The sequence below is a fragment of the Halorussus caseinilyticus genome (genome assembly GCF_029338395.1).
GTDB classification, from domain to species: domain Archaea; phylum Halobacteriota; class Halobacteria; order Halobacteriales; family Haladaptataceae; genus Halorussus; species Halorussus caseinilyticus.
The window spans coordinates 747,359-770,903 of sequence record NZ_CP119809.1 but is presented as its reverse complement, the minus strand read 5'-3'; the positions used below and the strand labels follow the sequence as shown (position 1 = coordinate 770,903).

Sequence of the window (23,545 nt, the reverse complement as noted above, 5' to 3'; positions counted from 1 at the left end):
AGGGCGCGCCGCTCGGGGCGCGCCCGCTGGAAAAGGTTGTTGGGGAGATTTATACCGCAGGGCGTACCAATCTTGTCTCATGACCGAAATTCACCCGCACCAGCGGGTCGCAGTCCTCGCGGACGCCCAAAATCTCTATCACACTGCCCAGAGCGTCTACAGTCGAAACATCGACTACTCCGCGGTTCTCGAAAAGTCGGTGCAGGACCGCGAACTCACCCGTGCCATCGCCTACGTGATTCAGGCCGACAGTCCCGACGAAGAGCGCTTCTTCGAGGCGCTCGCGGACATCGGCTTCGAGACCAAAATCAAGGAACTCAAGACGTTCGGCGACGGGACCAAGAAGGCCGACTGGGACGTTGGCATGAGCTTAGACGCCGTGACGCTGGCGAACCACGTCGATACCGTCATCCTCTGTACCGGCGACGGCGACTTCTCGCGGCTCTGTTCTCACCTCCGACACGAGGGCGTGCGGACGGAAGTCACTAGCTTCGAGGAATCGACTTCGGAAGAACTGATTCAGGCCGCAGACGCCTTCATCGACATGTCCGAACGGCCCGACACGTTCCTGCTCTGAACGGTGCGACTGTCGAATCGGACCGCAATTAGACCGGGCGGCCGTCTTCGTCGGCGGTGCCGCTCAGGAGCGCGCCCGCCGCCATGAGGAGAACCGCGACCGACGAGAGGACGTAAGTCGTGAACGTCTGCGTGGTTGCGATGGCGAAGACGGCGAGACCGGCGACGACGACGAGTGCGAGACCGAGGTTTGCTTTCATTGTAGTCGCTGGTAGCCGCTCCAAGGATATAAATCAAACCGAAACCGCCGGAGAACGTAATGATTGTTAATTAAATTGTTTCACTGTGGTTCGGCTCACGTTACCACACCCCGCCCTGTTCGTCCCGAAATCGGGCGCTCGGCGACCCGCGGCGTCGTCGCGGACGAAGAGCCAAGCTTTTCGCCGGGCGACCCGAACTCGCGGCCGATGAGTACGACTCACACCGACGACCTCCCTCGACTTCGGACCATCGCTGACTACCAGTTCGGGGCGGGCGTCGGCGCGGTGCTGTTCCCCGACGGCGAGGACCGAGCGGTCAAACGGTCCTCCACGGGACGGCCACAACAGGTCATCGCCGACGCCGGACGCCTCGTGACCTACGGCACGGACGGCCGGTTCACGCTCGGACTCGAAGGAGGCCGTCGGGTCGCGGCGGCGCTCGAACCCCCGGCGGGCCGGGTCGTCGTCGGCGACGAGAGCGAACCGTTCGTCCGCGACGGCAAGAACGTCTTCGCCAAGTTCGTCGCCGCGGCGGGTCCCGAAGTCCGACCCGGCGACGAAGTTGCAATCGTCCACGAGGAGGGAACCCTGCTCGGTGTCGGGCGGGCCGAACTCTCGGCCGACGCGATGGCCGACTTCGACACCGGGATGGCCGTGATGGTCCGCGAGGGCGCGGGCGAGAACGAGGACTGATTCTGCCCGCCGACGCGCACGTCGATGCCGGTCGCCAGCCAGTCGCTCTCGCGGACTCTCCCCGACTCGTCGCGGTAGGTCGCCTGCCCGGTGACGAGGTAGCTTCCGGGTTCGGTCGCGTCGTCTGCCCCCGTCGGGACTTCGAGGGTTTCGGTCTCACCGGGCGCGAGCGACGGGACGTAGAACCCGGCCTTCGCCCGGCGGTCGAGTCGGGTGCCGAAGTACACCGACCCGTTGTCGGTCGAGAGGGTGACTCCGACCTCGCTGGCCGGTTCGGTCCCGACGTTCGTCACCGCGAAGCGGACGACTTCGCTCTCGCCCGGAGACAGCGACTGTTCGGAGGCGGCGACGAGTCGGAGTCGCGGGTCGGACTCGACGACTATCCTCGCGTTCAGCGTCTCGGTTCTGGTCCGGAGCGTGACCGTCTGGTTCGGTTGGACGGAGGCAGTGTAGGAGAAGTTCACTTCGAACGGGACTCGGTACTCGCCGGGCGGGAGTCGTCCGACCGCCACCTCGAACGGTATCGGGCCGGTGACTCCCGGCGGCACCACGCCGACCGGGACGCGACCGGTCTCGAACGAGAGTCCCTCGGCGAGTCGGTTTCCGAACTGCTCGGTCTGGGGGCGAACCGAGACGTTGTAGGCGGTCGTGACCCGTTCCTCGTCGCGGGGGTCGCCGCCGCGGAACACCCGCGCGTCGTTGACCAGCACCGCCGAGAGCGTCGTGGTCTCGCCGGGCGCGACCCGGTTGTCCGAAACCACGAGGTCGAAGTTCGGCCGCCCGACGACCGTGCCGTCCTGCGTAGTGGCGGGCGGAACCACCGCGAGACCGAACGCGAGACAGACTGCGAGCGCGAACGCGGCCCATCGTCGGGGCATACGCTACCTCTCGACGGCCGGGACAAGAAACCTGTCGGCGAGTCGAAGTCGTGTCGGCCGCCCCGAGTGGGGTCGGCCGCACCGAGTCGGGCGTTCGCTCGTGGCCGGTCCGCCAGTCTTATTTCCTCACGCTCCGACCACTTGAGTATGTTCGGAGGAGGCGGCGGGGGACTAGACCCTCGCAAAATGCAGCAAATGATGAAGCAGATGGGTATCGACGTAGACGAACTCGACGCCGAAGAGGTCGTCATCACCAAGAGCGACGGCGAGCAACTGGTGTTCGACAACCCCGACATCACCGTGATGGACGCCCGCGGCCAAGAGACCTATCAGGTCGTCGGCGAACCCGAGACCCGCGACGGCGCGGGCGGGGCCACAGCAGTCGAGTCCAGCGAGGACGCGGGCAACGCTGGCGGCATCCCCGACGAGGACGTTGAAATCGTCGCCCAGCGAACCGGCGTGACCGAGGACGACGCCCGAGACGCCCTCGAAGCGACCGACGGCGACCTCGCGGCCGCGGTCGAGCGGTTAGAGTGACGGTCCTGCTCGTCCACGGCGACCGGGAGTACCTCCGGGAACCCGGCGAGGAACTCCAGACCGACCTCGGCGTCCTCGACGTTCCCGAGGACGTGGAACCCGGCCAGACGCTGGAGACCCATCTGGGCGAACCGTTCGAGGTCCGACGCCTGCGCGGTCCGGACCTGTTCAACCACTTCGAGCGCACCGGCGCGCCGATGATGCCCCGCGACGTGGGCCTCATCGTCGGCCACACCGGAATCGGCCGCGGCGACCGCGTGCTGGACGCCGGGACCGGAACCGGCGTCCTCTCGGCCTACCTCGGCCGGATGGGTGCCGAGGTGACGACGTTCGAACGCGACCCCGACTTCGCGGAAGTCGCTCGCGGGAACATGGAGATGGCGGACGTGACCGACCGGGTTGACGTTCGGGTCGGCGACGTGACCGACGAGATTGGCGACGCCAGCGCGGACCTCGGCGAGTTCGACGTGCTGACCCTCGACACCGAGGACGCGCCGGAAGTCGTCGCTCGCGCGCCCGACCTGTTGGCCCGCGGCGGATTCGTCGCGGTCTACTCGCCGTTCGTGGAACACACCCGCGAGGTGGTCGAGTCGGCCCGCGAGACCGGTCTCGCCGACGTGGAGACGTTCGAGACCATCCAGCGCCGGATGGACTTCGACGACCGAGGGTCGCGGCCCTCGACCGCTGGTGTCGGTCACACCGGCTATCTGTCGTTCGCGCGACGGCCGTAGTCGGTCGCTCCCGACCCGGCGATTCCGGCCCTGCTCGGCCGGTCCGGTCGCGTCCGGTCCGGACGCGACCGGACCAATCGCCGCCTGTTCTTTCGTAAGCGGCCCCTTCGGGAGTCAGTCGCCGCATAACAAAGCCCACAGCGGGCGTTCCGTCCGACAAGACTCCCATGTCAGACACGCTCGAAGTCGCGCTGTTAGTCCGCGGGACCGACGTTCCGGCGTGGCAGGCCAGCGCAGTCGAGGCGATGCTCGCCCGGACCGACGCCGAGGTCAGCCACGTCGTCCGGAGTACCGGGTCGGTCGCCGGGAGCGACGGCGGACTCGACCACTACCTCGACCGAGTGCGCGAGTATCCGCTCTGGACGCCGGTCGGCGCGGCGTTCCGGTTCACCGACCGGCCGCCGTACCGCCGACCGCGGGAGGTGGGCGACATCGCGGGACTGGGTGGCCCCGAGACGCTGGCGGTCGAACCCGACCCCGCACCCGACTTCGGCAACGTCCTGCCCGACCACGCCGTCGAGACGGTCGGCGAGGCGGACGTGGCGATTCGGTTCGGGTTCGGTATCCTCAAGGGCGACGTACTCGACGCGCCGGACCACGGCGTCCTCAGCTTTCACCACGGCGACCTGCGGAAGTACCGCGGGATGCCCTCCGGATTTTGGGAGTACCTCCACGACGAGGACACCGCGGGCGTGACCCTCCAGCGACTCTCCGAAACGCTCGACGGCGGGGCCATCGTCGCCTACGAACCGGTGGACATCGCCGAGGCCCCGACGTGGCCCGCCGTCCGGAGACGCCTGTTTTCGGTCTCCGACGACGTACTCGTGAAGGGCGTCCGGAACGTCTCGCGCGGCGTCGAACCCCGGTCGCCCGACGACCTCGGCGACCTCTACTCGCTCCCGGAGGGCGGCGACGTGCTGAAGTACGTCGTCAAGGAGGGGAAGGGCCGGGTCCGGCAGGTGGTGGAGTAGAGCGGCGAAATCGGCGGTCACGCCGCCGACTCCCGCCAGTTACGCCGCCGAACCGGACCAGCACGCTCACCGCGAGCGAACGACCAGAGAGTGAGCGAGCGGGACTTTTTGGTCTCTTCGTGAGCGAAGCGAACGAAGGCTCGTCAGAGCTTGTCTCTGACGGTGCAGCTTTTTTCGAGGAGCGGTGTCCGGCACCCGACGAAGAAAAAAGGTGGCTAGTTGTCGTCCTCTCGCCACTTGTGGTCGCACTCGGTACAGACGAAGAATCGAGTCTCGCTCTCGTCGGCCGCCCGAATCTGTTGCATGTACCATCGGGCGGTGTCGTTGTCACACTCCGGGCAGTGGGCCTCGGTGGTCGGCAGGGCGGTGTTCTCCTCGTCGCCGGACTCGATGACCTCGCTGACTTCTTGGTCCTCGGTGACGACGTAGTTGGCGTCGGGGTCTTTCGGTTCCTTGTGACCGCAACTGCCACACACCCACAGTTCGTCCTCGGCTTTCATCATCGAACCGCACTCGTCACAGAACTCCATCGTTGTCACGCCGTAACCGACGGGGCAAGTTAAGCGCCGTGTTTTATCCCTCGCCCTCCGACTGGTAGGGTTCGCCCACCGCCTCGCGCGGCAGGACGTTGTTGATTTCGGACTGGAGTTCGTCGGTCGAGTCGAACTCGTCGGCCGGAACGTCCGCGATTAGTTCCCCCAAGTTACGCTCCCCGTCCGCGAGCAACAGCGTCACGTCCTCGAACTCGCTGGCGGCGTCCGCCCGGTCTGCCGGGTAAGAGAGTTCGCCGAGGACTGTTTCGACGCGGCTGAGTTTGACCTCCCGTGCCATGCGACTCGGTACGGTGGGTCACACCTTAGGTGTTGTCGGCAGTTTCCGAGTCCGGCGTCGGTGAAAACCCCGCCGTCGCGTCTTCTCGGAGCAGAGAAACTTTGTGATGCGCGACCGAACGTCCGGCCATGACCGATGTCGTCGTCGCTGGCGGTGGACTCGCCGGACTGGTCGCTAGTCGCCACCTCGCGGAGGCGGGCGCGGACGTGCGACTCTTCGAGCGCCAGTCGGACCTCGGCGGGCGGGTGCGGTCGCTCCGCCGCGACGGGTTCGTCTTCGACCGGGGGTTTCAGGTGCTTTTCACCGCCTACCCCGCGGCCCGACGGGAACTCGACTTCGACGCCCTCGACCTCCGGTACTTCAAGCCCGGTGCGGTCGTCGCTCGGCCGGGCGAGCGCTCGACGCTCGCCGACCCCTTCCGGGACGTGGACGCCGCGCTCGAAACCGCGTTCAATCGGGAGGTGACGCTCCGGGACAAACTCCGAGTGCTGGAACTCCGGCGGGAACTCGCCGACAAGCCCGACCGGGAGATTTTCGCCGGACCGGACGAGTCCACCCGCGAGTACCTCCGCGACCGGGGCTTCTCCGACCAGTTCGTGGAGAACTTCGCCGCGCCGTTCTACGGCGGTATCACGTTAGACCGGAGTCTCGGCACCTCGAAGAAGGTGTTCGAGTTCACGTTCAAGATGCTGACGGTCGGGCGCATCGCGGTCCCGGCCCGCGGGATGGCGGCGGTCAGCGAGCAACTGGCCGAGACCGCCCGCGACGCGGGCGTCGAGTTCGTGACCGACGAGACGGTCACGGACCTCGACCCGCACGCGAGCGACCCCGAAGTCGAACTCGGCCGGGACTCGACCAGCGCCGACGCGGTGGTGGTCGCCACCGACCCCAAGCAGGCCCGCGAGTTGACCGGCGTCGAGTCGATTCCGACCGACGCGAAAGGGTGTGTCACCCAGTACTACGCCTTCGACGGCCCGGAACTCGACGCCGGGAAGCGACTCCTGTTGAACGCCGAGTCCGACGCGCCGAACCAAGTCGCCCAGCTCTCCGCGGTCGCGCCCGAGTACGCGCCCGAGGACCGGAACCTGCTGAGCGCGACCTACCTCGGGGTGTCCGACGACCCCGACGAGGACCTCGCCGCGAGGACGACCCGGACGCTCGACTCGTGGTACCCCGAGCGCAGACTCGACCTCGAACCGCTCCACACCAGCAGAATCGAGTTCGCGCAGTTCGCCCAACCGCCGGGGGTCCACGACGGCCTGCCCGACGTGCGCGCGCCGGAGGGTCCGGTCTACCTCGCGGGTGAGTACACCGACGCCTCGTCGCTGAACGCCGCGATGGTGAGCGGCCGTGAGGCCGCGAAACGGGTCGCTCGGGACTTCGAGTTGGAGTTTCGAGCGTAGCTCCGACCACTTCAGACGTAGTTGACTGACCTTTCCACCCCGGCGCGAACCGTCCTCGACACTCATCCCGGCGCGTGCGGGCGCGGCCCGCAAGTGGCCGCGCCCACCCGCGCGAGGGACGAGTAGCACAGCGACCGGAGGGAGCGAGGCTTGCGAGACGCGAAGCGTCTCGCTGACCTGCGGCCGCAGGCAACGCAGTCGGTTGGGGAGGACGTGGCCCGCGGTCGCGGTGCTGAGCGGTGCTGTGCGGTCTTCATTGGCTCAAGCCTGAAGCTAGCTACGTGCCTTTTTCTCCGAGACGACGACTTCGACTCTCCCAGACGACGAGACGCTTCGACTCTCCGAGAATTACCACGAACGCCGCCGAACTCAGAGCATCCGCCGGAACTCGCCCAAGGGCGGAAACGACAGCACGTCCTCGCCCTCCGAATCCCACACCACCGGCCGCAACGCATCGGCGTCGGTCACGACCGGCGACTGGAAGTCCCGCGCCCCCATTCCGTTGACCGTCGTGCCGGGCGCGAGGCGGTTGAACGCGGGGAGCATCACCACGTCCGCGCCGCGGAACGTCCCCGGACCGTACAGCAGACAGGGGTGGCGCTTGCCCTCGATTTCGATGGCCGGGTGGTCGTGGCCGACGACGTAACGGGCCGCTTCGCCCTCCGGTCGCGCGTGGCCGTGGTGGACCAGCGTCTCGCCGACGCGGTACTCCCCGCGGGCGGAAATCCCGGTCCCCTCCAGCACCGAATCGAGCATCTCGTCGTGGTTTCCGCGGACGACCACGAACGTCGCGCCCGCCGCCTCGGCCGTCTCGCGGAGCGCCGCGACAGTCCCGGCCACGCCCTCGGGCACCCGGTCGAAGGCGTGGAGCAGGTCGCCAGCGATTACGACCTCCGCGGGGTCGAACGCCGCCAGCAGGTCGGCGAGTCGCTCGGTCAGGTCCGCGCGCTCGCCCAACGGGAGTTCGACCGCCGAGGCCGCGTCTCTCCCGACGTGGAGGTCGGCGACGACCAGCGCGTCCTCGTCGGGGAGGTAGACCGCCCGGTCGCGGAACTGCGCGTCCATCGGTGCGGGATTGGACGGCGGCCGTCTTCGGGGTTGCGGTCCGCGAGTCGTCGCTCGGAAGTGTGGGTGTCGGAACGTTTTCGTCCTCGGCAGTTCTCGTCCGCTCGCTACGTACCGCAACTGCCGGAATTGTGGTGACGCAGGCTCAGAAAGCCCTCGCCTGCTCTCTCCGTACCGCGACAGCAACCGCAGACGATGTAGAGACTGCCTTTTCCTCGAAAGCCCCCACCCGCGGCGGTTAGTCGGCCGAGCGTTCGCCGTGGACCGGTCGGCCGAGCGCGTCCGGTCGCTCGCCCGGACCCACCCGGCATATATAACTAAATATTGCTTAAAGACCAAAATAGATTGTCTTAGAAACTATCTAAATAACTGAAACATACCTCAAGAGTGGTCGGCGTGGCAGTCGAGGAACGCCTCGCGGGTGAGGACGCGCACGCCCGCGATGCCGTCGAGGTTCCGAAGGTGGAAGTCGTCGGAGACGATTACGTCGGCGGCCGAGGCCACTGCGCATTCGAGAACCGCGTCGTCGTCGGCGTCTCGGGCGGCGCGGACCCGGACCGCGGGTTCGACCACGCGGGCGACCCCGACCACGCGCTCGATTGCTTCCGCGCGACGTTCGGGGTCGAGCGCCGAAATCGGCAGGTGGTCGTACCGCAGGACCGCCGCGAACTCCCGGACGAGCGCGGGCGAGACGGCGACTTCGACCCGTCCGGACTCCGCGAGCGAGACGCAGGCCGGTGGCTCCTCGGGGAAGGCGAGTTCCGCGACGAGGACGTTGGTGTCGAAGACGACCGTCGGACGGGGCACGGAACCCGTAGAGCGGCGTCCGGTAAAAAACGTTTCCGAACGGGACCACGCCCGGCAGGACCCGCGACCCGTCTCCCGCCGACTCTCCGATAGCCAACCGCCGGGGATTTATATTCGTCGTGGTGAAACGTCGTACACATGGCCGACGTACTGGAGAACAAGCGCGCCGCGACCCGGTTTCGCATCCTCGCCGAAATCGCGGACCGCCAACCGGCGGTGAGTCAGGGCGAAATCGCCGAGGCGGTCGGCGTGACCAGTCAGGCCGTCAGCGAGTACATCCGGGCGCTGGTCGAGGACGAACTGGTCGAGAAAGAGGGTCGGTCGCGCTACACCGTCACCAAGGAGGGCGTCGATTGGCTTCTCCGAGAGGCGACGGACGTGCGCCGGTACGCCGACCACGTCACCGACGACATCCTCGGGAGCGTCCAAGAGGAGGCCGCTATCGCCACCGACGACGTGGAAGAGGGCGACTCGGTGACGCTCTCGCTTCGGGACGGTCTCCTCCACGCGACTCCCGGCGAGGCGGGACCGGCGACCGGCGTCGCCACCACCGACGCCGAGGCGGGCGCGGACGTGGGTGTGACTGGATTCGAGGGCATCATCGACTTCGACCCCGGTTCTGTCACCGTCTTTCAGGTCCCGCCGGTCCGGTCTGGCGGCGCGACTGCCACGGATACCGACGCCCTGACCGCGGCCTGCGAGTCGGCCGACCTCGTGGCCGCCGCGGGCGTCGAAGCGGTCGTTGCGCTCCGGCGGGCCGACTGTAGTCCCGCGACGACGTTCGCGGCGGGCGAGGTGGCCGCGGAAGCGGCGGGCCGGGGACTCGACGCAATCGTCGTCGCTACGGCCGACCTCGTGGGTCGGGTCACCGACGCGCTTCGGGACGAAAACATCGCCTACGAGGTCTCGGAACTCGAATCCTAGCTCACGCGGTTCTTCGCCGTGGTGTAGGCCTCCCGGACCTGTTGGAATTCCTCGTGGTCGCCGCCGTGGTCGGGGTGGACCTCCTTGACCTTCTCCCGGTAGGCGCGTTTGACCTCCGAGAGGGTCGCTCCGCGGGGCACCCCGAGGATGGCGAACGCCGCTTCGGTCGGGTCCACGCGTTCGTCCTCGTCGTCGTCGGACACGTCGGGCGTCTCGAACGGCAGGCGGTCGCCCAGATGCATGCCGGGCATCTCGTGTTCCACGAGGACCGCGTAGGTCGGCGACCGCTCGATTCGGAAGTAGGCCCGAGCGTCGAAGGTGATTGCCACGTCGCGTTCGGGGAGGTAGAACGCGACGTGTTGACCCTCAACGAAGTGGTCCTCGGCGAACGTCTCGCCGATGGCCGAGAGGTACTGGCGAATCTCGACGCGGCGTCGGCCCTCACCAGTGGTGTAGGTGGCGTTCGAGGGCGGGTTCGGGTAGAGCCGCGCCCCGGCGACGAAGATGACGCCGATGAGGACCCCGACCCCGGCCGAAAGCCAGAGACCGACGACCAACCATTCGGGCAACACGCGAGGGTGTAGGGACTGTGCGGTAAAGAATCTCCCGCCGGTCTTCCGAGGGCGCGCCGTCCCGAACGGGGATAACATTAATGTCCGTCGCCTTAGATTGAACGAACAGTATGTCACACCCGTATAGTTTCTAACATATGACAGTAAAGGACTCGAACTCGGACCGCAAAGGCGAACTCGAACCCGGCGAGATACACAACGTCCTTCGGAACGACCGGCGGCGGCACGCGATTCAACACCTCCGAGACGCCGACGGGCCGCTGTCGGTGGACGCGCTGGCCGAACACATCGCCACCGTCGAGACCGGGGAGTCGCCGCCGCCCCGCGACGTGCGCAAGAGCGTCTACGTCTCGCTTCATCAGACGCACCTCCCGAAACTCGACGACCTCGAAATCGTAGACTACGACCAGCGCGAGCAGGTGTTAGAACTCCGCGAACGGGCCGAGGAGGTCGAAGTGTACATGGAAGTGGTCTCGGAAGACGACATCTCGTGGGCGACCTACTACCTCGGCGTGAGCGTCCTCGGCGTCGTCACGCTTCTGGCGGTTCAGTTCGACCTCGTGTTCGTCTCCCAGTTCGGTATCGAGTTCTGGTCGTGGTACCTCGTGGCGCTGTTCGGACTCTCGGCGACGTATCACACCTACTCCGAGCGAAAATACGAACTGTTCGAGTAGCGTTACCCGATGTACCGCAGGTTCTCGTCGCTTGGCATCCCGGACTGCTGGTTCTCCATCTCCTGAATCTTGTTCGCCACGTCTTCCATCTCCTCGGCGCGTTCCTCCAGCGAGTCGAAGTTGACCTCGAAGCCGAGTACGTCCTCTAACACTTCGAGGACGGCCCGCGCGCTCTTGGGGTCAACGAGGTAGCCGCTGGTCTCGCCCATCAGACAGGTCGCGCGGAGTCCACGGCGCTCGCCGAGTCCGAGCAAGAGACCGCTGGTACCGACGATGCCGCCCGCGGGTTCGTCCTCGCGGAACTCGACGCCCGCGTCCTCCAGTTCCGCAACGAAGTCGGCGTCGGTTGCCGCGCCGACGACTGCGTACTCGTCCATGAGTTCGCCCGTCGGAACGCCGCCGAGTGCGTAGACCGTCTCGACTTCGAACGACTCGGCCGCGTCGAGGAACGCGCCGGTCAGTCGGTAGTGGCCCGCGTTGTCGCTGGCCTGATGGTCGCCGGTCAGTACCAACAGGTCGCGGTCCTCGAGTTCGACGGCGTGAATCTCCGCGCACGCCAGTTCAGTCGTGCCGTCGTCGGAGACCGATACCTGCGGCGGGAGGTGTTCGGAGTAGACTCGTCGCACCAACTCGCTTTCTTTCTCTTCGACGAGGTGGTCGGCCGCGAGTTTTCCGACGTGACCCACGCCCGGTAGTCCCTCGACGAGAACCGGGTCCCGCAGGTCTGGGTCGGCGACTGCCTCGATGTCGAGTTCGTTCATATGGCTTACTCGCGGGCGCGCTCCTTAAGTGCGCGTCGGTATTCGCCATGCGGGTCCTCGGGATTGAACGGCGCGGGTGCGCTGTTGACGGCGTCGGCTCCGCACTCCGGACAGGTCTCAGAAAGGGTGTAAACCGGCCGAACGTGGCGGTCGCGCCACGCCGAGCAGACGCGAATGTCGGATTTCATTGTCGGTTCGTCGTCGGCGTTCGTCGGCTTACTCGTCTTCGGTCTGTCGTTCGCGGTGGAACGACCCCGTGCCGCCGACCGACTCGATGGCAGAGCGCGCGCGCGCCGCGCTCTCTTCGAGTTGGGACTCGGCGGTCTTGTAGTTGGGCGCTTTCACCCGGATGCGGTACTCGGGCGCACCCACGTAGGTCACTTCGAGTTCGACCTCTTCGGGGATGTCGCCGTTGCCCTCCGCGGCTTGGAGGGCTTCCTTGATGTCGTCCACGCCGCTCTCCGCGGAGCTTTCGAGGTCCACGTAGCCCGTGACCTTGACGTAGGGCACCGAGACGTTCTCGCGGGCGGTGTCCACGATTCGCTCGACTTCCTCGTCGGTCAGGTCGCTGTCTTCGAGGGCTTCGGGACCGTGGATGGCCGCCTGTTCGAAGCCGCTGTAGAGACCGCCGAACTCCGCGAGCATCTCGTTGGCGACGTGCGCGTACTTGTCGTCGTCCACGTCCTCGCCGAAGGCCAGTTCCATCCAGTTGTCCGCCTTCTGCTCGTTTTTCCACTCCTGAATCTTCTCGGAGTGCTGGTGGTCGTTTACGTCCTTCAGCGAGAGGTCAATCTGCTGGGCGCTCTCGTCTACCTCGAGTACCTTGCAGACGACCGTCTGGCCCTCGTTGACGTGGTCGCGGATGTTCTTAATCCACCCGCTGGCGACTTCGCTGACGTGGATGAGACCACGCTTGCCCTCGTACTCCGAGAGGTCCACGAAGACGCCGAAGTCCTCGATTTCGTCTATCTTCCCGACGACGAGTTCGCCGGGTTCAGGCCAGCCGCTGTACTTCATCGCGCTTCTACCGTCTCGGTCACTTCGCCTTCGAATTCGGCGTCGCCGCCGGTCGGCCGAGCGAGGGTCGCACCGCAGACGGCGCACGCGACCTCGGTCGAGGCTTTGCCGAAGACGGTCTGTTCGTTGTCACAGTCCGGGCATTGGACGGTGTAAAAGTTTCCTGCCATGGTTTACTCCTGGAACTCCAGTCGGCCAGCGCGCCATCCCTCTCGGAGGTGGGCCTTGCCACACTCGCTACAGCGGTACTTGAGGTCGGTCTTCTTCGTGGGCTTGTCCCCGCCGGGCACCTTGGAGAACCGGCCGCGGTTCCCGATACCCTTCGAGCCTTCGCGCTGTTTGCGCTGGTCCCACTTCATCCCGGTCGAGCGACCGGTACGAACCTTCTCGACTTCGTGTTCTTCGTGTGCCTTGCAGTGCGGGCAGTACGTATTGAACCGTCGTGGCATCTGCATAGATATCTACCTTGCCGTGGTGTAAGGCCACGGGGCTTAAAACCCGTTTGGTTCACAATCGCCGTCGCCGAGTCCGAACCCCGGTCGGGTCGCCGCCGATTTTACTTTCACCTCGCGTGGAGCGATTTTAAGTTACGCCCCGCCAAATGTCGGGGTAACGACCGCGGAACGACGGGACGTGGTGGTGTGTCGGCGCTCGCGGCCCGACCCGCGGTCCTCGGAGGAGACTATGAAAATCTGTCATGTAACTCGGGGCGCGCGGTACGGAAATGGACGGTACGGGGTCGCTCGCGTGTCAACGTCCGAGGCGAGGGGACGGACGATGACCGGCATCGCCGAACTGCTGACTTCGGCAGGGGCGAGTGCGCCGGTCCAGCGCGTCCGGAACGACTACCTGACTCACCGGCGGGGGAGTCCGCGTGCGCGCGACTCCCACTTCCGGCAGACCCGCCGGAGTTGTCGGGTGCCCAAGGGCGAGGCGAGCGTCTGCGAACTCGCCGAGCGAGCAGTACCGAACGCCGAACGAAGCGAGTCTCACGAGTCAGTATAATGGCCGAACATCGCTTCGAGTGCGTCCACTGCGACCACCGCGTCCACGCGACCGGCGAGAACAGCGCCGCGGCCAGACGGCACGCCCGCGAACGAGGGGCCACCCACGTCAACGAGAACCACGCCGACCGTCTCGCGCGGTCGGCCCACTGGCCCGACGAACTCGCGCCCGACGACCTGCTCTCCGGGGAAGCGGCTTACGGGTCGCTCAGGGGGTGGCTCGTACCGGTGGACGAACTGTTGGTGTGTGCCGACTGCGGCTACTACTTCGGACGGGACGACCCCGAGCGCACGCCGGTCGGCGACTCGGGTCTCGTCTGTACGACCTGCTACGAGCGCCGAGTCGAGAACCGACACGACTCTGTGGCCGACGCAATCGCGGACTTCCTCCGATAACTGTTTCCACATTTATTTTTGTGTAAGAAAGTAATAAGTGAAACCGCGTAGATGGTGGTATCATGACGTTCAATCGACGGACGTTTCTGAAGCGTAGCGCAGTGACCACCACCGGACTCGCCGCAGTCGTCGGTTCCACCGGCACCGCGGCGGCGTCGGACGTGCCCCTCATCTCGACGCGGGACCACTTCGACGACGACGGCAACCTCAAGTCCGGGTACGGGACCTTCGAGTACGACACCAGCGGCGACGTGCCCGGCGTCGATACGGGTTGCGTCGGCGACCTGACCGTCTTCATCCACGGATGGGACAAGAAGAGTAGCGAGTCGGACGCCGAACAAGCCGCCCACGACAAGATTAGCCACGCCCGAGACGAACTCACCGCGGCCGGATACGACGGTACCGTCGTCGGCTACACGTGGGACAACGACGTTGGCGGCGGCGTAGACTACGGATGGGGCGAGGCCCAGAATGCCGCGCAGGGCAACGGTCCGAAACTCGCCCAGTTCGCGGTGGACCTCAAGTACAACTGCCCGAGCGCGAACGTCCGGTTCGTCAGTCACTCGCTGGGCGCGCAGGTTCTGCTGAGTTCGCTCCGGTCGCTGAACGGGTCGTGGTTCACGGACAACGGCTACGAAGTCCTCACGACTCACCTGCTCGGTGCCGCACAGGACAACGAAGCGCCTACCCAAGAGTGGCCCGATACCTACAACGCCATCTCTAACGTGGTCACGGGCGCGTTCAACTACTACAGCGAGGCCGACGACGTTCTTCAGTGGGTTTACAACACCATCGAGTTCGACCAAGCCCTCGGCGAGACGGGTGCCGAAGACGGCAACACGCCCGCGCCGAACTACACCGACTTCGACGGGACCGGTCAGGTCGGCGACAACCACTCGGGCTACCTGACGAACCTCTCGGACGAAATCGTCTACCACCAGAACCACCTCGGTTCGTACGTCTAACCCGGTCGCTTCCCGATTTCCCTCGATTTTTCGCCCGCTCGTCTCACCAACCGCCAGCGAACGCTCGTCTCACCAACCGCCAGCAAACGCTCGGCCAACCAACCGCCGTCGGGTGGATAAAGGGGCCGCCCGCTCGCGTTTACGTGGTCGTCTCTGCGGGCTACTATTCGAGTGAGCGAAGCGAACGAGAATATCCCGCAGAGCGACCGCGAGCGGGCGGGGGCTTTCGAGGAAAAGGCAGTCTCTCCGGTTCCTGCGGTACGTAGCGAGCGGGCGGGGGCTTTCGGGGCCTTCGTCGTCGCGGTCCCGACAGTAGCGATGACTGTGCCGTCGTCGGTGATGACGCTCGAAGGCCGACCGAACGCGAAGACCGCCGAAAATCCGCGACGAAGCAGTCCCGAAGCGTTTAACCCCGCGCCTTCCGAATCGCCGCGCATGAAGCGACTCATCATCCACGGGGACCCCGGCATCCGGAAGAACGCCGTCATCGACTACGACGGCGACGAGCGCGTCTGCTTCGCCATCAGTCGGCAGGGCGACTGGCACGGTCCCGACGAACCCCAACTGTGGTGCGTCATCGGCACCGAAGACGAGCGCGAGGACTTCGAGAAGCGAAACTACGTCCCCCACTGGCTCGAAACCGAGTCGGCGGACGCCGAGGACATCGACATCGTGAAGCGCGCCGAGGAAGTCGCCGTCGCGTAACTCGTCGGGTGCGACGCGGGCGGCGTCGGTTTTTCGCGCGATTCGGTCCGCGACCGTTCGGAAGTGTGAGCGACGCGTGCCGGTGACGGCGCGACCCTGCGGGTCGCGCCACGTACGAGGGTCTCCCCACCACGCGCCGGTCGGACGGTAACGACCGGAGAAGCAACTATACGATTGCAAAACATGCTTTCGCATTGCTTAGAGCAATAAATATACGACTCCAAGCCCGCGAAGGCCGCCGCCGACTCTCGGGTCTCGGCCGTCAGACCGAGACACCACGTTTTTCCACTTCGGACCCGAACCCCGACGCATGGCAGACGACTCCAACGAGAACGCACCTGACGAAACCGAATCCGAAGGCGGCGAGGGCGAGGAGAAGTCCTTCCGCGAGCGAGTCGAGGAGATTCGAGAGAAGCGCGCCGAGGAAGGCGAGGGCGAGGAGGGCGACCGACGCGAGAAGATGGAAGAGATGATGGGCGGCGGCGGTCCCGGCGGCATGGGCGGGGGCAACCCGTTCGCGCAGATGATGGGCGGCATGATGGGCGGCGGCGGACCCGGCGGCATGGGCGGCGGCCCGCCCGGAATGGGCGGCCCCGGCCGCGAGGAAGAGTCCGCTGGCAACGAGGAACTCGTCCGCGAGGTGCGACAACTCCGCGACGAAGTTCGGGACGCGACCCGCCAACTCCAGCGCATCGCCGACGCCGTTGAGGACTTGGACGACTGACGCCTCGCTCGGTTCCGTCGAACCGGTTCGTCCGACTTTCGAATTTTTCCGTCGTCCGCGTCCCGTAGGTGACCGTCCGTCGAGTCCAGACTGGACCGGCCACGGGCTAGACCCTCCTTGAAATACGCACCGCTGGTCGAACTACGGCCCGAATCGAACTATCAGTTCTACATTAGCGTTGTAATTTACTTTTTTGCCATTAGATTTTTAACACTTGTGTGGATATAATCGCGGTGATGTCCCCGCGAGAAAACGACGAAACGGAGTACAGTAGCGAAACTGGTCGCCGTCGTTTCCTCCAAGGCGTCGGCGTAGTCACTGCAACGAGTTTTGTCGGAGCGTCGTCTGCCCTCGCCGCACCGAGCCGAAAGCGGACGCCGAACCCCTACCCGAAGACGGGGTCCGGACCCTCGTTCGAGAGCGATGCGTACTTCCGGCACATCTCGGAACTCCCATCCGTCAAGCGACAACTCGAGAGCTACGAGAAGTCCGGAAAGGTGGGTCATCTCATGACCCACGACCTCCGGCAGAAACTCTCGGACAGCGCCAGCGGCACAGTTGACCTCACTGTCAGCACGTGCGGCGAGCGCTCGGAGATGTACTCGAAGGGGCAGTACGAACGACCGCTTCACGGTTGGCGACCGACCGAGACTGAGGTCAAAGAACTGAAGAAGTACGGCGACGTGGTGTTCGTCCCGGATGTTGTCTCGACCAAGGTCGGTCTCTCGAACGTCGCCGTAGGCGACATCCCGAAAATCGCGGCGCTCGACTTCGTTTTGGAAATCGGCCACGACCCGGCGTTGGAGGTCCCCGACGGAGAGACGAACGACATCTCGACGCAGGCGAGCAACCCGACCGCAGACGACCTCAAAACGTCGAGTCACAACTCCTTCGACAGCGAGGTCTACGACCTCACGACCTACACGCAGGTCGGCGTCATCGGTACCGGGTATCCGAGTACCACATCGTGGAGTAAGAACTGGGCCGAGTCCATCGGTATCGACACCAACAAAGCGAAAGACTTCGTGGACAGCGACTGGCGAACGGGCGATAGCCACGGAACGGACTGTGCCGATACCGTTGCGTACATGCTCAAGGAAGGCGACCCTGAATCCAACCTCATCGTACCGCTCAAGGTGTGGGACGACAGCGACAACAAGGTCGTAACCAGCGCCTTCCGCAACGCGATAGACTACGCGACGAAAAACGACATCCCGATTTGTAGCACGTCCGTCGAGACGGCCGCCAACGAGGGGACGTGTCCCAGCACGCTCTGTGAGGAACTCGACTCCTACTGTAGCGCAGGCTACATGATTACGTGCGCTACCGGAAACGACGACAAGGAGTACGAGGTCTGCCACCCCGCAACGTCGTACTTCACCATCGGCGTCGGTGGCTACAACGGAAGTTGCTCGGGTGGATATAGCTGTGACCCCGCCTCAAACTACGGGAGCATCCTCTACTACGACGATAACTTCAACACGACGTACTGCTCGTGGTGTTACAACGCCGCGGGACAGCGTTCGTTCCAACCGGACGTGTACGCGTGTTACTCGTTCGACACCGACGCGGGCAACAACATCGCGGGAACGTCGTTCGCCGCACCTGTGGTCGCGGCCGGCGGTGCCGTCCACCACTCGGTCCACGGTTCGACCGGTTACGGCACCCACAGGTCTAAGTACCACGGCATGAACAACCACACCGTGTGTCCGAGCGAGTCCTCCAACTCCGGCGACGTGCTTCACGTCCCCGACCTCACGTAACCCCGTGCCGGAGGCTTCGAAGATGAAACGCCGAACAGTCGTCGCCGGTGCGTTCGCCGTCTGCACGAGTCTCACCGGGTGTCTCGGGTCGTCGCAGTCCGACGCCGACGAGACGACCGACAAGCCGACGACGGACGACCCATCTACGACAGCCACGACACCGACGGTGAACGAGACGCCACACGCCGTCGTCGGGCAGTGGAATCTCCCGAAAAACCCGTTTCCGGCGGGCGAACCGCCGCGAGTCGCGTTGCTGACCGACGACGACTGGGGCAGTCGGCTGCGCGAGCCGGTGCTGTCCGAGCGGAGTCGGTCGTTCCTCGCGGCGACGGACTTCGCGGAGAACGCCGTCGTCGCGGTGTCGGCCCGCGTCTCGGCCGGAAAGAACCGACTCGTGGTCGAGTCGGTCGAAGGCGTCGGCACCGAAACCCTGCGACTTCGAATCGGCGAGTACGAGGCCGGGAGCGGACTCAACAACGCACCGCTCCACCTCCTGCTGGTTCGGGTCCCGAACCGCGGGACGACCCCGACGCGGGCGCGAGCGACGTTCGCACTCGTCGGAGACGCCGAAACCGTCACGACCGGCGAGTGAGGGTCTCTCCACTTCGTTTCTGCCGCGCTCGTTTCGCCGCGGGAATAGCCCTCGGTGCGACGGTTTCCGCGAGCCGTGGACTTATTACCGGCCCGTCTGCTATTTCGATTCGTAACAGTGGCCGAGTCCAGCGGCGGGTCGCTCCGTCTGTTCGGGAACCGCGAGTTCGTCGCGCTCGCCAGCACCGCGTTCGCCCGGAGTCAGGCCTACTCGACCATCCTCATCGCGCTGGCGCTGTACGCCGACATGTTCGACACATCGGGTACCGTCGAAGGACTGTTCGGCACGGCGTTCGCCGCGATTCAGTTGCTCATCGTCCTGCCGCTGGGCCGGTACATCGACCTGCGGGACTCGAAGAAGTTCCTGCTCGCGGGTCTGGCGCTCAACGTCGTCGTGTTCGTCGGGTTCGCGTTCGCCTCCGGCGTCGAACACGTCATCCTGCTCCGGGTCGTGCAGGGCTTCTCGGCGAGCATCCTCTGGTTGACCGGCACCACCGTCATCGGCGAAATCAGCCCCGACGACTCCCGAGGACTCTGGATAGGCACCTACAATCAGGTCGGCGCGTTCTCCAGTCTGCTCGGCGACGTGTTCGGCGGCCTGCTCCTGTTTCTCTACGACTTCGAAGTCACCTACGCCGTCCTGTCGGTCATCACCGTCGGCGCGTTCCTCGCGGTGTTCGCGTTCCTCCGGGACAACCCCGGCGGTCGGGCGGACCCCGAGGAAGCCACCGGCTACGAGACGCTCGCGGACCTGATGGAGCGCCGGGCAATCAAGGCGCTGGTCTTCTTCCGCGGGGCGTTCAGCGTCGGCAAGATGGCGGTCATCATCTTCCTGCCCATCTACGCCCGGACCGAGTTCGGCATCAACGCCTTGGTCATCGGCGGCATCATGGCCGGGGGCAAACTCACCAAGTCGCTCACGCAGGGGAAGGTCGGCGACCTGACCGACCGCTTCGGCGAGAAGTATCGGTTCATCCTCGCCGGCGCGCTGACCTACGCGCTCGGCACCGCGCTCGTCCCCCTCGCGGGGTTCGCCGAGGGGTACGTCCCCGGCACGACGCTCACGGCGTTCGGCACGTCGCTGGCGCTCCCCGGGGCCTTCTTCGTGCTGTTCGCGGCCTACGCGGTCCTCGGCGTGGCCGACAGCCTTCGACTTCCGGCGAGCATGGCGCTGTTCGTGGAGGAGGGCGAACACTTCGACGCGGTGGGGTCCAGCCTCTCGCTTCGGTCAATCGCGTGGAAAGTCGGACAGGTCGGCGGCCCGGTGCTGGTCGGGGCCATCTGGGACGCCACGTCGGTCCTCGTGGCGTTCTGGACCGCCGCGGCGTTCATCGTCGTCTCGGCCGCCGTCTTCGCGTGGTTGTTCACGATGGAACCCGCCCCGGACCACGCGACCGCGGCGGCCGACGACTGACCCGAACGTTCCACCTCGAAGACACGTCAGCCCGGACGAGGAACGTCTGACGCAACGTTTACTTGTTAGCGTACATTTGTCCGGGCATGACAAGCCTCGCGGACGCCTACGAGGAGAACGTCGGCGAAGTCGGGAACGTCCGCCTCCTCTACCTCGGAGTCTGCCTGTTCACCGCCGGGGCACTGCTCGTCGTGCTGGCCATCGTCGTCTCCACGACGGGCGTCGAATCGGCCGTGGGACTGGAGTGGTGGCAAGGTCGGGAAGTCGCGGGCGTCCTCGCCGGACTCGGCGTACCGGCGGTGTTCGTCGGCATCTTCAGCGTCCTCCCCGCCAGCCAACGCGTCCGGGCCGCGGCCGCAATCGGCGCGGGCGTCTCGATACTCGGCGTGGCGCTGTTCACCTACGCCTATCCCTACAAGTGGGCGGGGTCCGACGGTCCGGCAGACCTCACCCTGCCGGTCGTCGCCGTCTACTTCTTCGGCGTCCTCGTCACCTTCGGATGCCTGTTCGTCGCCGTCGTCAACTTCAAGACGCGAAACGACCCCGGCGGGACCGTGACGCTCGAAGTCGCTCACGAGGGCGAGGTCCGGACCGTCGAAGTCCAGAAGGGCGAACTGGAGAACTTCGAGAACTTGGACGAGGTGCGCGCGCTCCGGACCGGACTCGCGGACTCGGCCGCCGGGAACCCCGACAACGACCCCGAACCGGTCGCCGTCGACCGCTTCGGGGCCGACTCCGCCGGGGCCGACCCTTCCGGGACCGACCCCTCCGAGACCGGACTCGGCGGCGTCGCCTTCATGGGAGACACCCCGGACGGCGAGACGCCGACGCAGACGAACCAACCGGGGCGGCGAACCCCGAACCGGCGGACCCCGAACCAGCGGACCGCCACCTCCGGCCGAGGCGTCCCGACGAGCGACGGCGGCACGACGGACGACGACATCACGTCGCCGCTGGACGACGCCGACGCCCCTGCCCAACCCCGCCAGCGAACCACCGACGCCTACTGTGGCAACTGTCGGCACTTCGAGTACGTCCGGACCAACGAGGGGATGCAACCCCGGTGTGGCTACTACGGCCGGACGATGGACGACATGGACGCCTGCGAGGAGTGGGAACCGAACAGTTAGAGTTCCGAAAGCGTCTCTTCGACCGACTCCCAGTGACTCCCTTTCCAGAAGTGCTGACCGCAGTCCGGACACCGCCAGACCCGGAACTCGTCGGTGTCGGGCGCGTACTCGGGCGTCTCCGCGCCCGCCGCCACCGCGACCAACGCCGCGTTGCACTCGGCGCACCGCGCCGGGTCCGAGAGTTCCAGCGCGAACCCGGCGTTCGCCAGTTCGTGGAGTTGGTCGGTCACGTCGAGCGATTTTATAAGTAGTCCGCCCGCGCGCGAGGCCAGTTCCGAGTCCCGCGTCACCAGCAGTCGGCCCTCCGAATCGGCGAGGTCCGCAAGCGCGTCGTCGGCCTCGATACCCCGGTCCAGCGCGTAGGCCGCGTCGTAGCCACACATCCTGAGGTAGGTCGCCAACTTGCCGAGCATCACGTCGAGCAGGAGGGGCGCGTCGGCGGGCGTCCGGCGCGATTGGTCGTCGGCCATCTCAGTGGAGGAAGTCCCGGACGCCCTCGGCGTCGCGGGTGTTCAGCACGTCGTCGGCCTGCGCCCACCCGCGCCGGGCGGTATGGACGCCGTACCGGACGTACTCGTACTCCGGCGGAGAGTGGGCGTCGGTGTCGATGGCGATGGTCGCGCCACACTCGACGACCTGCTTGACCGCGCTCCCCCACAGGTCGAGGCGGTGGGGGTTGCTGTTGATTTCGAGGGCGGTGTCGTTCTCGGCGGCGGCGCGGGCCACCACGTCGATGTCCAACTCGACGCCGGGTCGCCGGTGAATCATCCGACCGCTGGGATGACCGATGATGTCCACGCTCGGGTGTTCGATGGCGGCGACGATGCGGTCGGTTCCGTCGCCTTCGAGTCCGCTGTGGGGCGAGGCGACCACGCAGTCGAGGTCCGCCAGCAGGTCGTCGCCGACGCTGATACTCCCGTCCTTGGCGATGTTGGCCTCGACGCCCGCGAAGACGGTGACGGGCAGGTCCGATTCGAGGTCCCGAATCTCGGCCAGTTGCTCGCGCAACTCCTCGTCGTCGAGTCCGACGCCGCCGACCATCCCCGGACCGGTGGCGTGGTCCGAGACGCAGATGTAGTCGTGGCCGAATTCGACGGCGGCCTCGGCCATCTGTTCGATGGTGTACTCGCCGTCGGACCACTCCGTGTGGAGGTGGAGGTCCCCACGAACCTCGCCCTCGGCTATCAGGTCGGGCAGGTCGCCGTCCGCAGCGGCGTCGATTTCCCCGCGGTCCTCGCGCATCTCGGGTTCGATGAAGGGCAACTCGAGTGCGTCGTACATCCCGTCCTCGGTCCGGCCAGCGACTCGCTGGCCGACTCGCTGGCCGGAATTCGGGTCCTCGACCTGACTCACGTCGAAGACGCCGTACTCGTTGATTTTCAGGTCGCGCTCGATGGCGTAGTTTCGGAGTCGGATGTTGTGTTGCTTGCTCCCGGTGAAATACTGGAGCGCCGACCCGAATTCGTCGGGCACGACGACCCGCAAATCGACGCGCTGGCCCTCCGAGCGTACCGCCGCTTTGTCGGTTCCGGCCTCGATAACCTCGTCGGCCTGCTCCCAGTCGGTGAACGCGTCGATGACGGCCTGCCGGTCGTCACTCCCGACCAGCACGTCGATGTCGCCGATGGTGGGCTTCCAGCGCCGGAGCGACCCAGCGAGTTCACACCGGCCCGCCTCCGGGATGGCCTCGAAGAAGTCGAGAGCCGCCTCGCCCACGGGTCGGGCGTCACCCAAAAGCTCGCGGCCTTGGGACTGGCGGGCGAACTCGATGCCCTCCAAGATGTTCCGTTCGGTCTTCTCGCCGAACCCGGACACGTCCCGAATCTCGCCCTCGCGGGCGGCGTTTTCGAGGTCGTCCAAGTCCCGCACGTCCAGCGCGTGGTAGAGGTCGCCCACCGTCTTCGGACCGACGCCCTCGACGCCGGTGAGCGCGGCCATCTCGACGGGCATCTCGGCGCGGGCCTCCTCCAGTTGCTCGAAGACGCCGGTCTCGACGGCTTCGACCACCTTCTTCGAGATGGACTCGCCAACGTCCTGAATCTGCTGGACCGCCTCGGGACCTTCGGCGGCCAACGCCGCGATGTCCTCGGGCGAGTCCCGGATGCTCTCGGCCGCCCGGCGGTAGGTCCTGTGTTTGTACTCGACGCCCTGTGCTTCGAGCAGGTCGGCGTACTCTTCGAGCAAGTCGGCGATTTCGGCGTTGGGTCTCATGG

The 23,545-nt window shown here is 66.0% G+C and carries 30 protein-coding genes and 1 pseudogene; 17 read left to right on the top strand and 14 right to left on the bottom strand.

The genetic code is table 11. The annotated features are described in order from the left end of the window. The first annotated feature begins 79 nt into the window (after nt 1-79). Nucleotides 80-577: a LabA-like NYN domain-containing protein gene (locus tag P2T60_RS04000; protein WP_276281268.1), complete on the top strand. Its 498-nt coding sequence runs from the start codon at nt 80-82 to the stop codon at nt 575-577. 28 nt (nt 578-605) lie between these two features. On the opposite strand, the gene P2T60_RS03995 is transcribed toward P2T60_RS04000, so the two are convergent. Further along, entirely contained in the window at nt 606-776 is a 171-nt protein-coding gene (locus tag P2T60_RS03995; protein WP_276281267.1) for a hypothetical protein, read from the bottom strand. A 207-nt stretch (nt 777-983) separates the two neighbouring features. Between P2T60_RS03995 and P2T60_RS03990 the strand changes: the two genes are divergently transcribed. Continuing rightward, nucleotides 984-1,469, top strand: a complete 486-nt coding sequence (locus P2T60_RS03990) for a PUA domain-containing protein (protein WP_276281266.1) — start codon at nt 984-986, stop codon at nt 1,467-1,469. A 56-nt stretch (nt 1,470-1,525) separates the two neighbouring features. Here P2T60_RS03990 and P2T60_RS21690 read toward each other — a convergent pair. After that, nucleotides 1,526-2,347 (bottom strand): annotated as a pseudogene (locus P2T60_RS21690) (COG1361 S-layer family protein); the annotation flags it as partial. 147 nt (nt 2,348-2,494) lie between these two features. Between P2T60_RS21690 and P2T60_RS03985 the strand changes: the two are divergent. From P2T60_RS03985 to P2T60_RS03975, 3 genes are all read left to right on the top strand, one after another. Further along, the gene (locus tag P2T60_RS03985) at nt 2,495-2,884 is read left to right on the top strand and encodes a nascent polypeptide-associated complex protein (protein ID WP_276281265.1); all 390 of its coding nucleotides are present in this window, start codon (nt 2,495-2,497) and stop codon (nt 2,882-2,884) included. Continuing rightward, nucleotides 2,881-3,615, top strand: coding sequence for a tRNA (adenine-N1)-methyltransferase (locus P2T60_RS03980; protein WP_276281264.1), 735 nt, complete (start codon nt 2,881-2,883; stop codon nt 3,613-3,615). The genes P2T60_RS03985 and P2T60_RS03980 overlap by 4 nt, the downstream gene beginning before the upstream one ends. Nucleotides 3,616-3,782: 167 nt before the next feature. Next, nucleotides 3,783-4,586, top strand: a complete 804-nt coding sequence (locus P2T60_RS03975) for a formyltransferase family protein (RefSeq protein WP_276281263.1) — start codon at nt 3,783-3,785, stop codon at nt 4,584-4,586. 215 nt (nt 4,587-4,801) lie between these two features. Here the strand turns inward: P2T60_RS03975 and P2T60_RS03970 are convergent, their stop codons facing one another. Together P2T60_RS03970 and P2T60_RS03965 are read right to left on the bottom strand one after the other, a co-directional pair. Then, nucleotides 4,802-5,116, bottom strand: coding sequence for a transcription factor S (locus P2T60_RS03970; RefSeq protein ID WP_276281262.1), 315 nt, complete (start codon nt 5,114-5,116; stop codon nt 4,802-4,804). 43 nt (nt 5,117-5,159) lie between these two features. Next, nucleotides 5,160-5,417 carry a DUF5789 family protein gene (locus tag P2T60_RS03965; RefSeq protein WP_276281261.1) on the bottom strand — a complete coding sequence of 86 codons (258 nt, stop codon included), beginning with the start codon at nt 5,415-5,417 and terminating at the stop codon, nt 5,160-5,162. Nucleotides 5,418-5,545: 128 nt separating this feature from the next. Here P2T60_RS03965 and P2T60_RS03960 point away from each other — a divergent pair, with 128 nt between their 5' ends. Further along, complete coding sequence (locus P2T60_RS03960; protein WP_276281260.1) at nt 5,546-6,820, top strand: NAD(P)/FAD-dependent oxidoreductase; 1,275 nt, start codon at nt 5,546-5,548, stop codon at nt 6,818-6,820. A 369-nt stretch (nt 6,821-7,189) separates the two neighbouring features. On the opposite strand, the gene P2T60_RS03955 is transcribed toward P2T60_RS03960, so the two are convergent. Next, nucleotides 7,190-7,885: a metallophosphoesterase gene (locus tag P2T60_RS03955; protein ID WP_276281259.1), complete on the bottom strand. Its 696-nt coding sequence runs from the start codon at nt 7,883-7,885 to the stop codon at nt 7,190-7,192. A 381-nt stretch (nt 7,886-8,266) separates the two neighbouring features. Beyond that, complete coding sequence (locus P2T60_RS03950) at nt 8,267-8,692, bottom strand: putative toxin-antitoxin system toxin component, PIN family (RefSeq protein WP_276281258.1); 426 nt, start codon at nt 8,690-8,692, stop codon at nt 8,267-8,269. A gap of 138 nt (nt 8,693-8,830) precedes the next feature. Here P2T60_RS03950 and P2T60_RS03945 point away from each other — a divergent pair, with 138 nt between their 5' ends. Continuing rightward, complete coding sequence (locus tag P2T60_RS03945) at nt 8,831-9,616, top strand: DUF7839 domain-containing protein (RefSeq protein WP_276281257.1); 786 nt, start codon at nt 8,831-8,833, stop codon at nt 9,614-9,616. Here P2T60_RS03945 and P2T60_RS03940 read toward each other — a convergent pair. Next, entirely contained in the window at nt 9,613-10,185 is a 573-nt protein-coding gene (locus P2T60_RS03940) for a J domain-containing protein (protein WP_276282167.1), read from the bottom strand. The two genes, P2T60_RS03945 and P2T60_RS03940, sit on opposite strands and share 4 nt — an antisense overlap. A gap of 140 nt (nt 10,186-10,325) precedes the next feature. Between P2T60_RS03940 and P2T60_RS03935 the strand changes: the two genes are divergently transcribed. Then, nucleotides 10,326-10,862, top strand: coding sequence for a DUF7344 domain-containing protein (locus P2T60_RS03935; RefSeq protein ID WP_276281256.1), 537 nt, complete (start codon nt 10,326-10,328; stop codon nt 10,860-10,862). 2 nt (nt 10,863-10,864) lie between these two features. On the opposite strand, the gene P2T60_RS03930 is transcribed toward P2T60_RS03935, so the two are convergent. From P2T60_RS03930 to P2T60_RS03910, 5 genes are read right to left on the bottom strand one after another with little or no spacing between them, the layout of a single operon-like run. Next, a complete protein-coding gene (locus tag P2T60_RS03930; RefSeq protein ID WP_276281255.1) occupies nt 10,865-11,623 on the bottom strand; it encodes a proteasome assembly chaperone family protein in 759 nt (252 codons plus the stop codon). Nucleotides 11,624-11,628: 5 nt separating this feature from the next. Beyond that, nucleotides 11,629-11,811, bottom strand: coding sequence for an RNA-protein complex protein Nop10 (locus P2T60_RS03925; RefSeq protein WP_276281254.1), 183 nt, complete (start codon nt 11,809-11,811; stop codon nt 11,629-11,631). 28 nt (nt 11,812-11,839) lie between these two features. After that, on the bottom strand, nt 11,840-12,640 hold the full coding sequence (locus P2T60_RS03920) for a translation initiation factor IF-2 subunit alpha (protein WP_276281253.1): 801 nt from the start codon (nt 12,638-12,640) through the stop codon (nt 11,840-11,842). Then, nucleotides 12,637-12,810: a 30S ribosomal protein S27e gene (locus tag P2T60_RS03915; RefSeq protein WP_276281252.1), complete on the bottom strand. Its 174-nt coding sequence runs from the start codon at nt 12,808-12,810 to the stop codon at nt 12,637-12,639. Before P2T60_RS03915 ends, P2T60_RS03920 begins: the two co-directional genes overlap by 4 nt. Before the next feature lie 3 nt (nt 12,811-12,813). Beyond that, nucleotides 12,814-13,095 (bottom strand): 50S ribosomal protein L44e, encoded by a 282-nt coding sequence (locus P2T60_RS03910; protein WP_135851680.1) that lies wholly within the window; start codon nt 13,093-13,095, stop codon nt 12,814-12,816. 322 nt (nt 13,096-13,417) lie between these two features. Here P2T60_RS03910 and P2T60_RS03905 point away from each other — a divergent pair, with 322 nt between their 5' ends. The 9 genes from P2T60_RS03905 (at nt 13,418) to P2T60_RS03865 (ending at nt 21,332) form a co-directional block, all read left to right on the top strand. Beyond that, complete coding sequence (locus tag P2T60_RS03905) at nt 13,418-13,645, top strand: hypothetical protein (protein ID WP_276281251.1); 228 nt, start codon at nt 13,418-13,420, stop codon at nt 13,643-13,645. Continuing rightward, nucleotides 13,645-14,040 (top strand): hypothetical protein, encoded by a 396-nt coding sequence (locus P2T60_RS03900; RefSeq protein ID WP_276281250.1) that lies wholly within the window; start codon nt 13,645-13,647, stop codon nt 14,038-14,040. Before P2T60_RS03905 ends, P2T60_RS03900 begins: the two co-directional genes overlap by 1 nt. 62 nt (nt 14,041-14,102) lie before the next feature. After that, nucleotides 14,103-15,005, top strand: coding sequence for an alpha/beta hydrolase (locus P2T60_RS03895; RefSeq protein WP_276281249.1), 903 nt, complete (start codon nt 14,103-14,105; stop codon nt 15,003-15,005). A gap of 435 nt (nt 15,006-15,440) precedes the next feature. Continuing rightward, entirely contained in the window at nt 15,441-15,710 is a 270-nt protein-coding gene (locus P2T60_RS03890) for an HAH_0734 family protein (RefSeq protein ID WP_276281248.1), read from the top strand. 310 nt (nt 15,711-16,020) lie between these two features. Continuing rightward, nucleotides 16,021-16,434: a hypothetical protein gene (locus P2T60_RS03885; protein WP_276281247.1), complete on the top strand. Its 414-nt coding sequence runs from the start codon at nt 16,021-16,023 to the stop codon at nt 16,432-16,434. 236 nt (nt 16,435-16,670) lie between these two features. Further along, nucleotides 16,671-18,197, top strand: a complete 1,527-nt coding sequence (locus P2T60_RS03880) for a S8/S53 family peptidase (protein WP_276281246.1) — start codon at nt 16,671-16,673, stop codon at nt 18,195-18,197. 22 nt (nt 18,198-18,219) lie between these two features. Beyond that, complete coding sequence (locus P2T60_RS03875; protein ID WP_276281245.1) at nt 18,220-18,789, top strand: hypothetical protein; 570 nt, start codon at nt 18,220-18,222, stop codon at nt 18,787-18,789. Nucleotides 18,790-18,906: 117 nt separating this feature from the next. Further along, nucleotides 18,907-20,202: an MFS transporter gene (locus tag P2T60_RS03870; protein WP_276281244.1), complete on the top strand. Its 1,296-nt coding sequence runs from the start codon at nt 18,907-18,909 to the stop codon at nt 20,200-20,202. Nucleotides 20,203-20,288: 86 nt separating this feature from the next. Then, nucleotides 20,289-21,332, top strand: coding sequence for a cell division protein CdpA domain-containing protein (locus P2T60_RS03865; protein ID WP_276281243.1), 1,044 nt, complete (start codon nt 20,289-20,291; stop codon nt 21,330-21,332). Here P2T60_RS03865 and P2T60_RS03860 read toward each other — a convergent pair. Continuing rightward, complete coding sequence (locus P2T60_RS03860) at nt 21,329-21,802, bottom strand: Mut7-C RNAse domain-containing protein (RefSeq protein WP_276281242.1); 474 nt, start codon at nt 21,800-21,802, stop codon at nt 21,329-21,331. The genes P2T60_RS03865 and P2T60_RS03860 overlap by 4 nt on opposite strands. 1 nt (nt 21,803) lies before the next feature. Further along, nucleotides 21,804-23,543, bottom strand: a complete 1,740-nt coding sequence (locus tag P2T60_RS03855) for a helix-hairpin-helix domain-containing protein (RefSeq protein WP_276281241.1) — start codon at nt 23,541-23,543, stop codon at nt 21,804-21,806. Between the last annotated feature and the right edge of the window lie 2 nt (nt 23,544-23,545).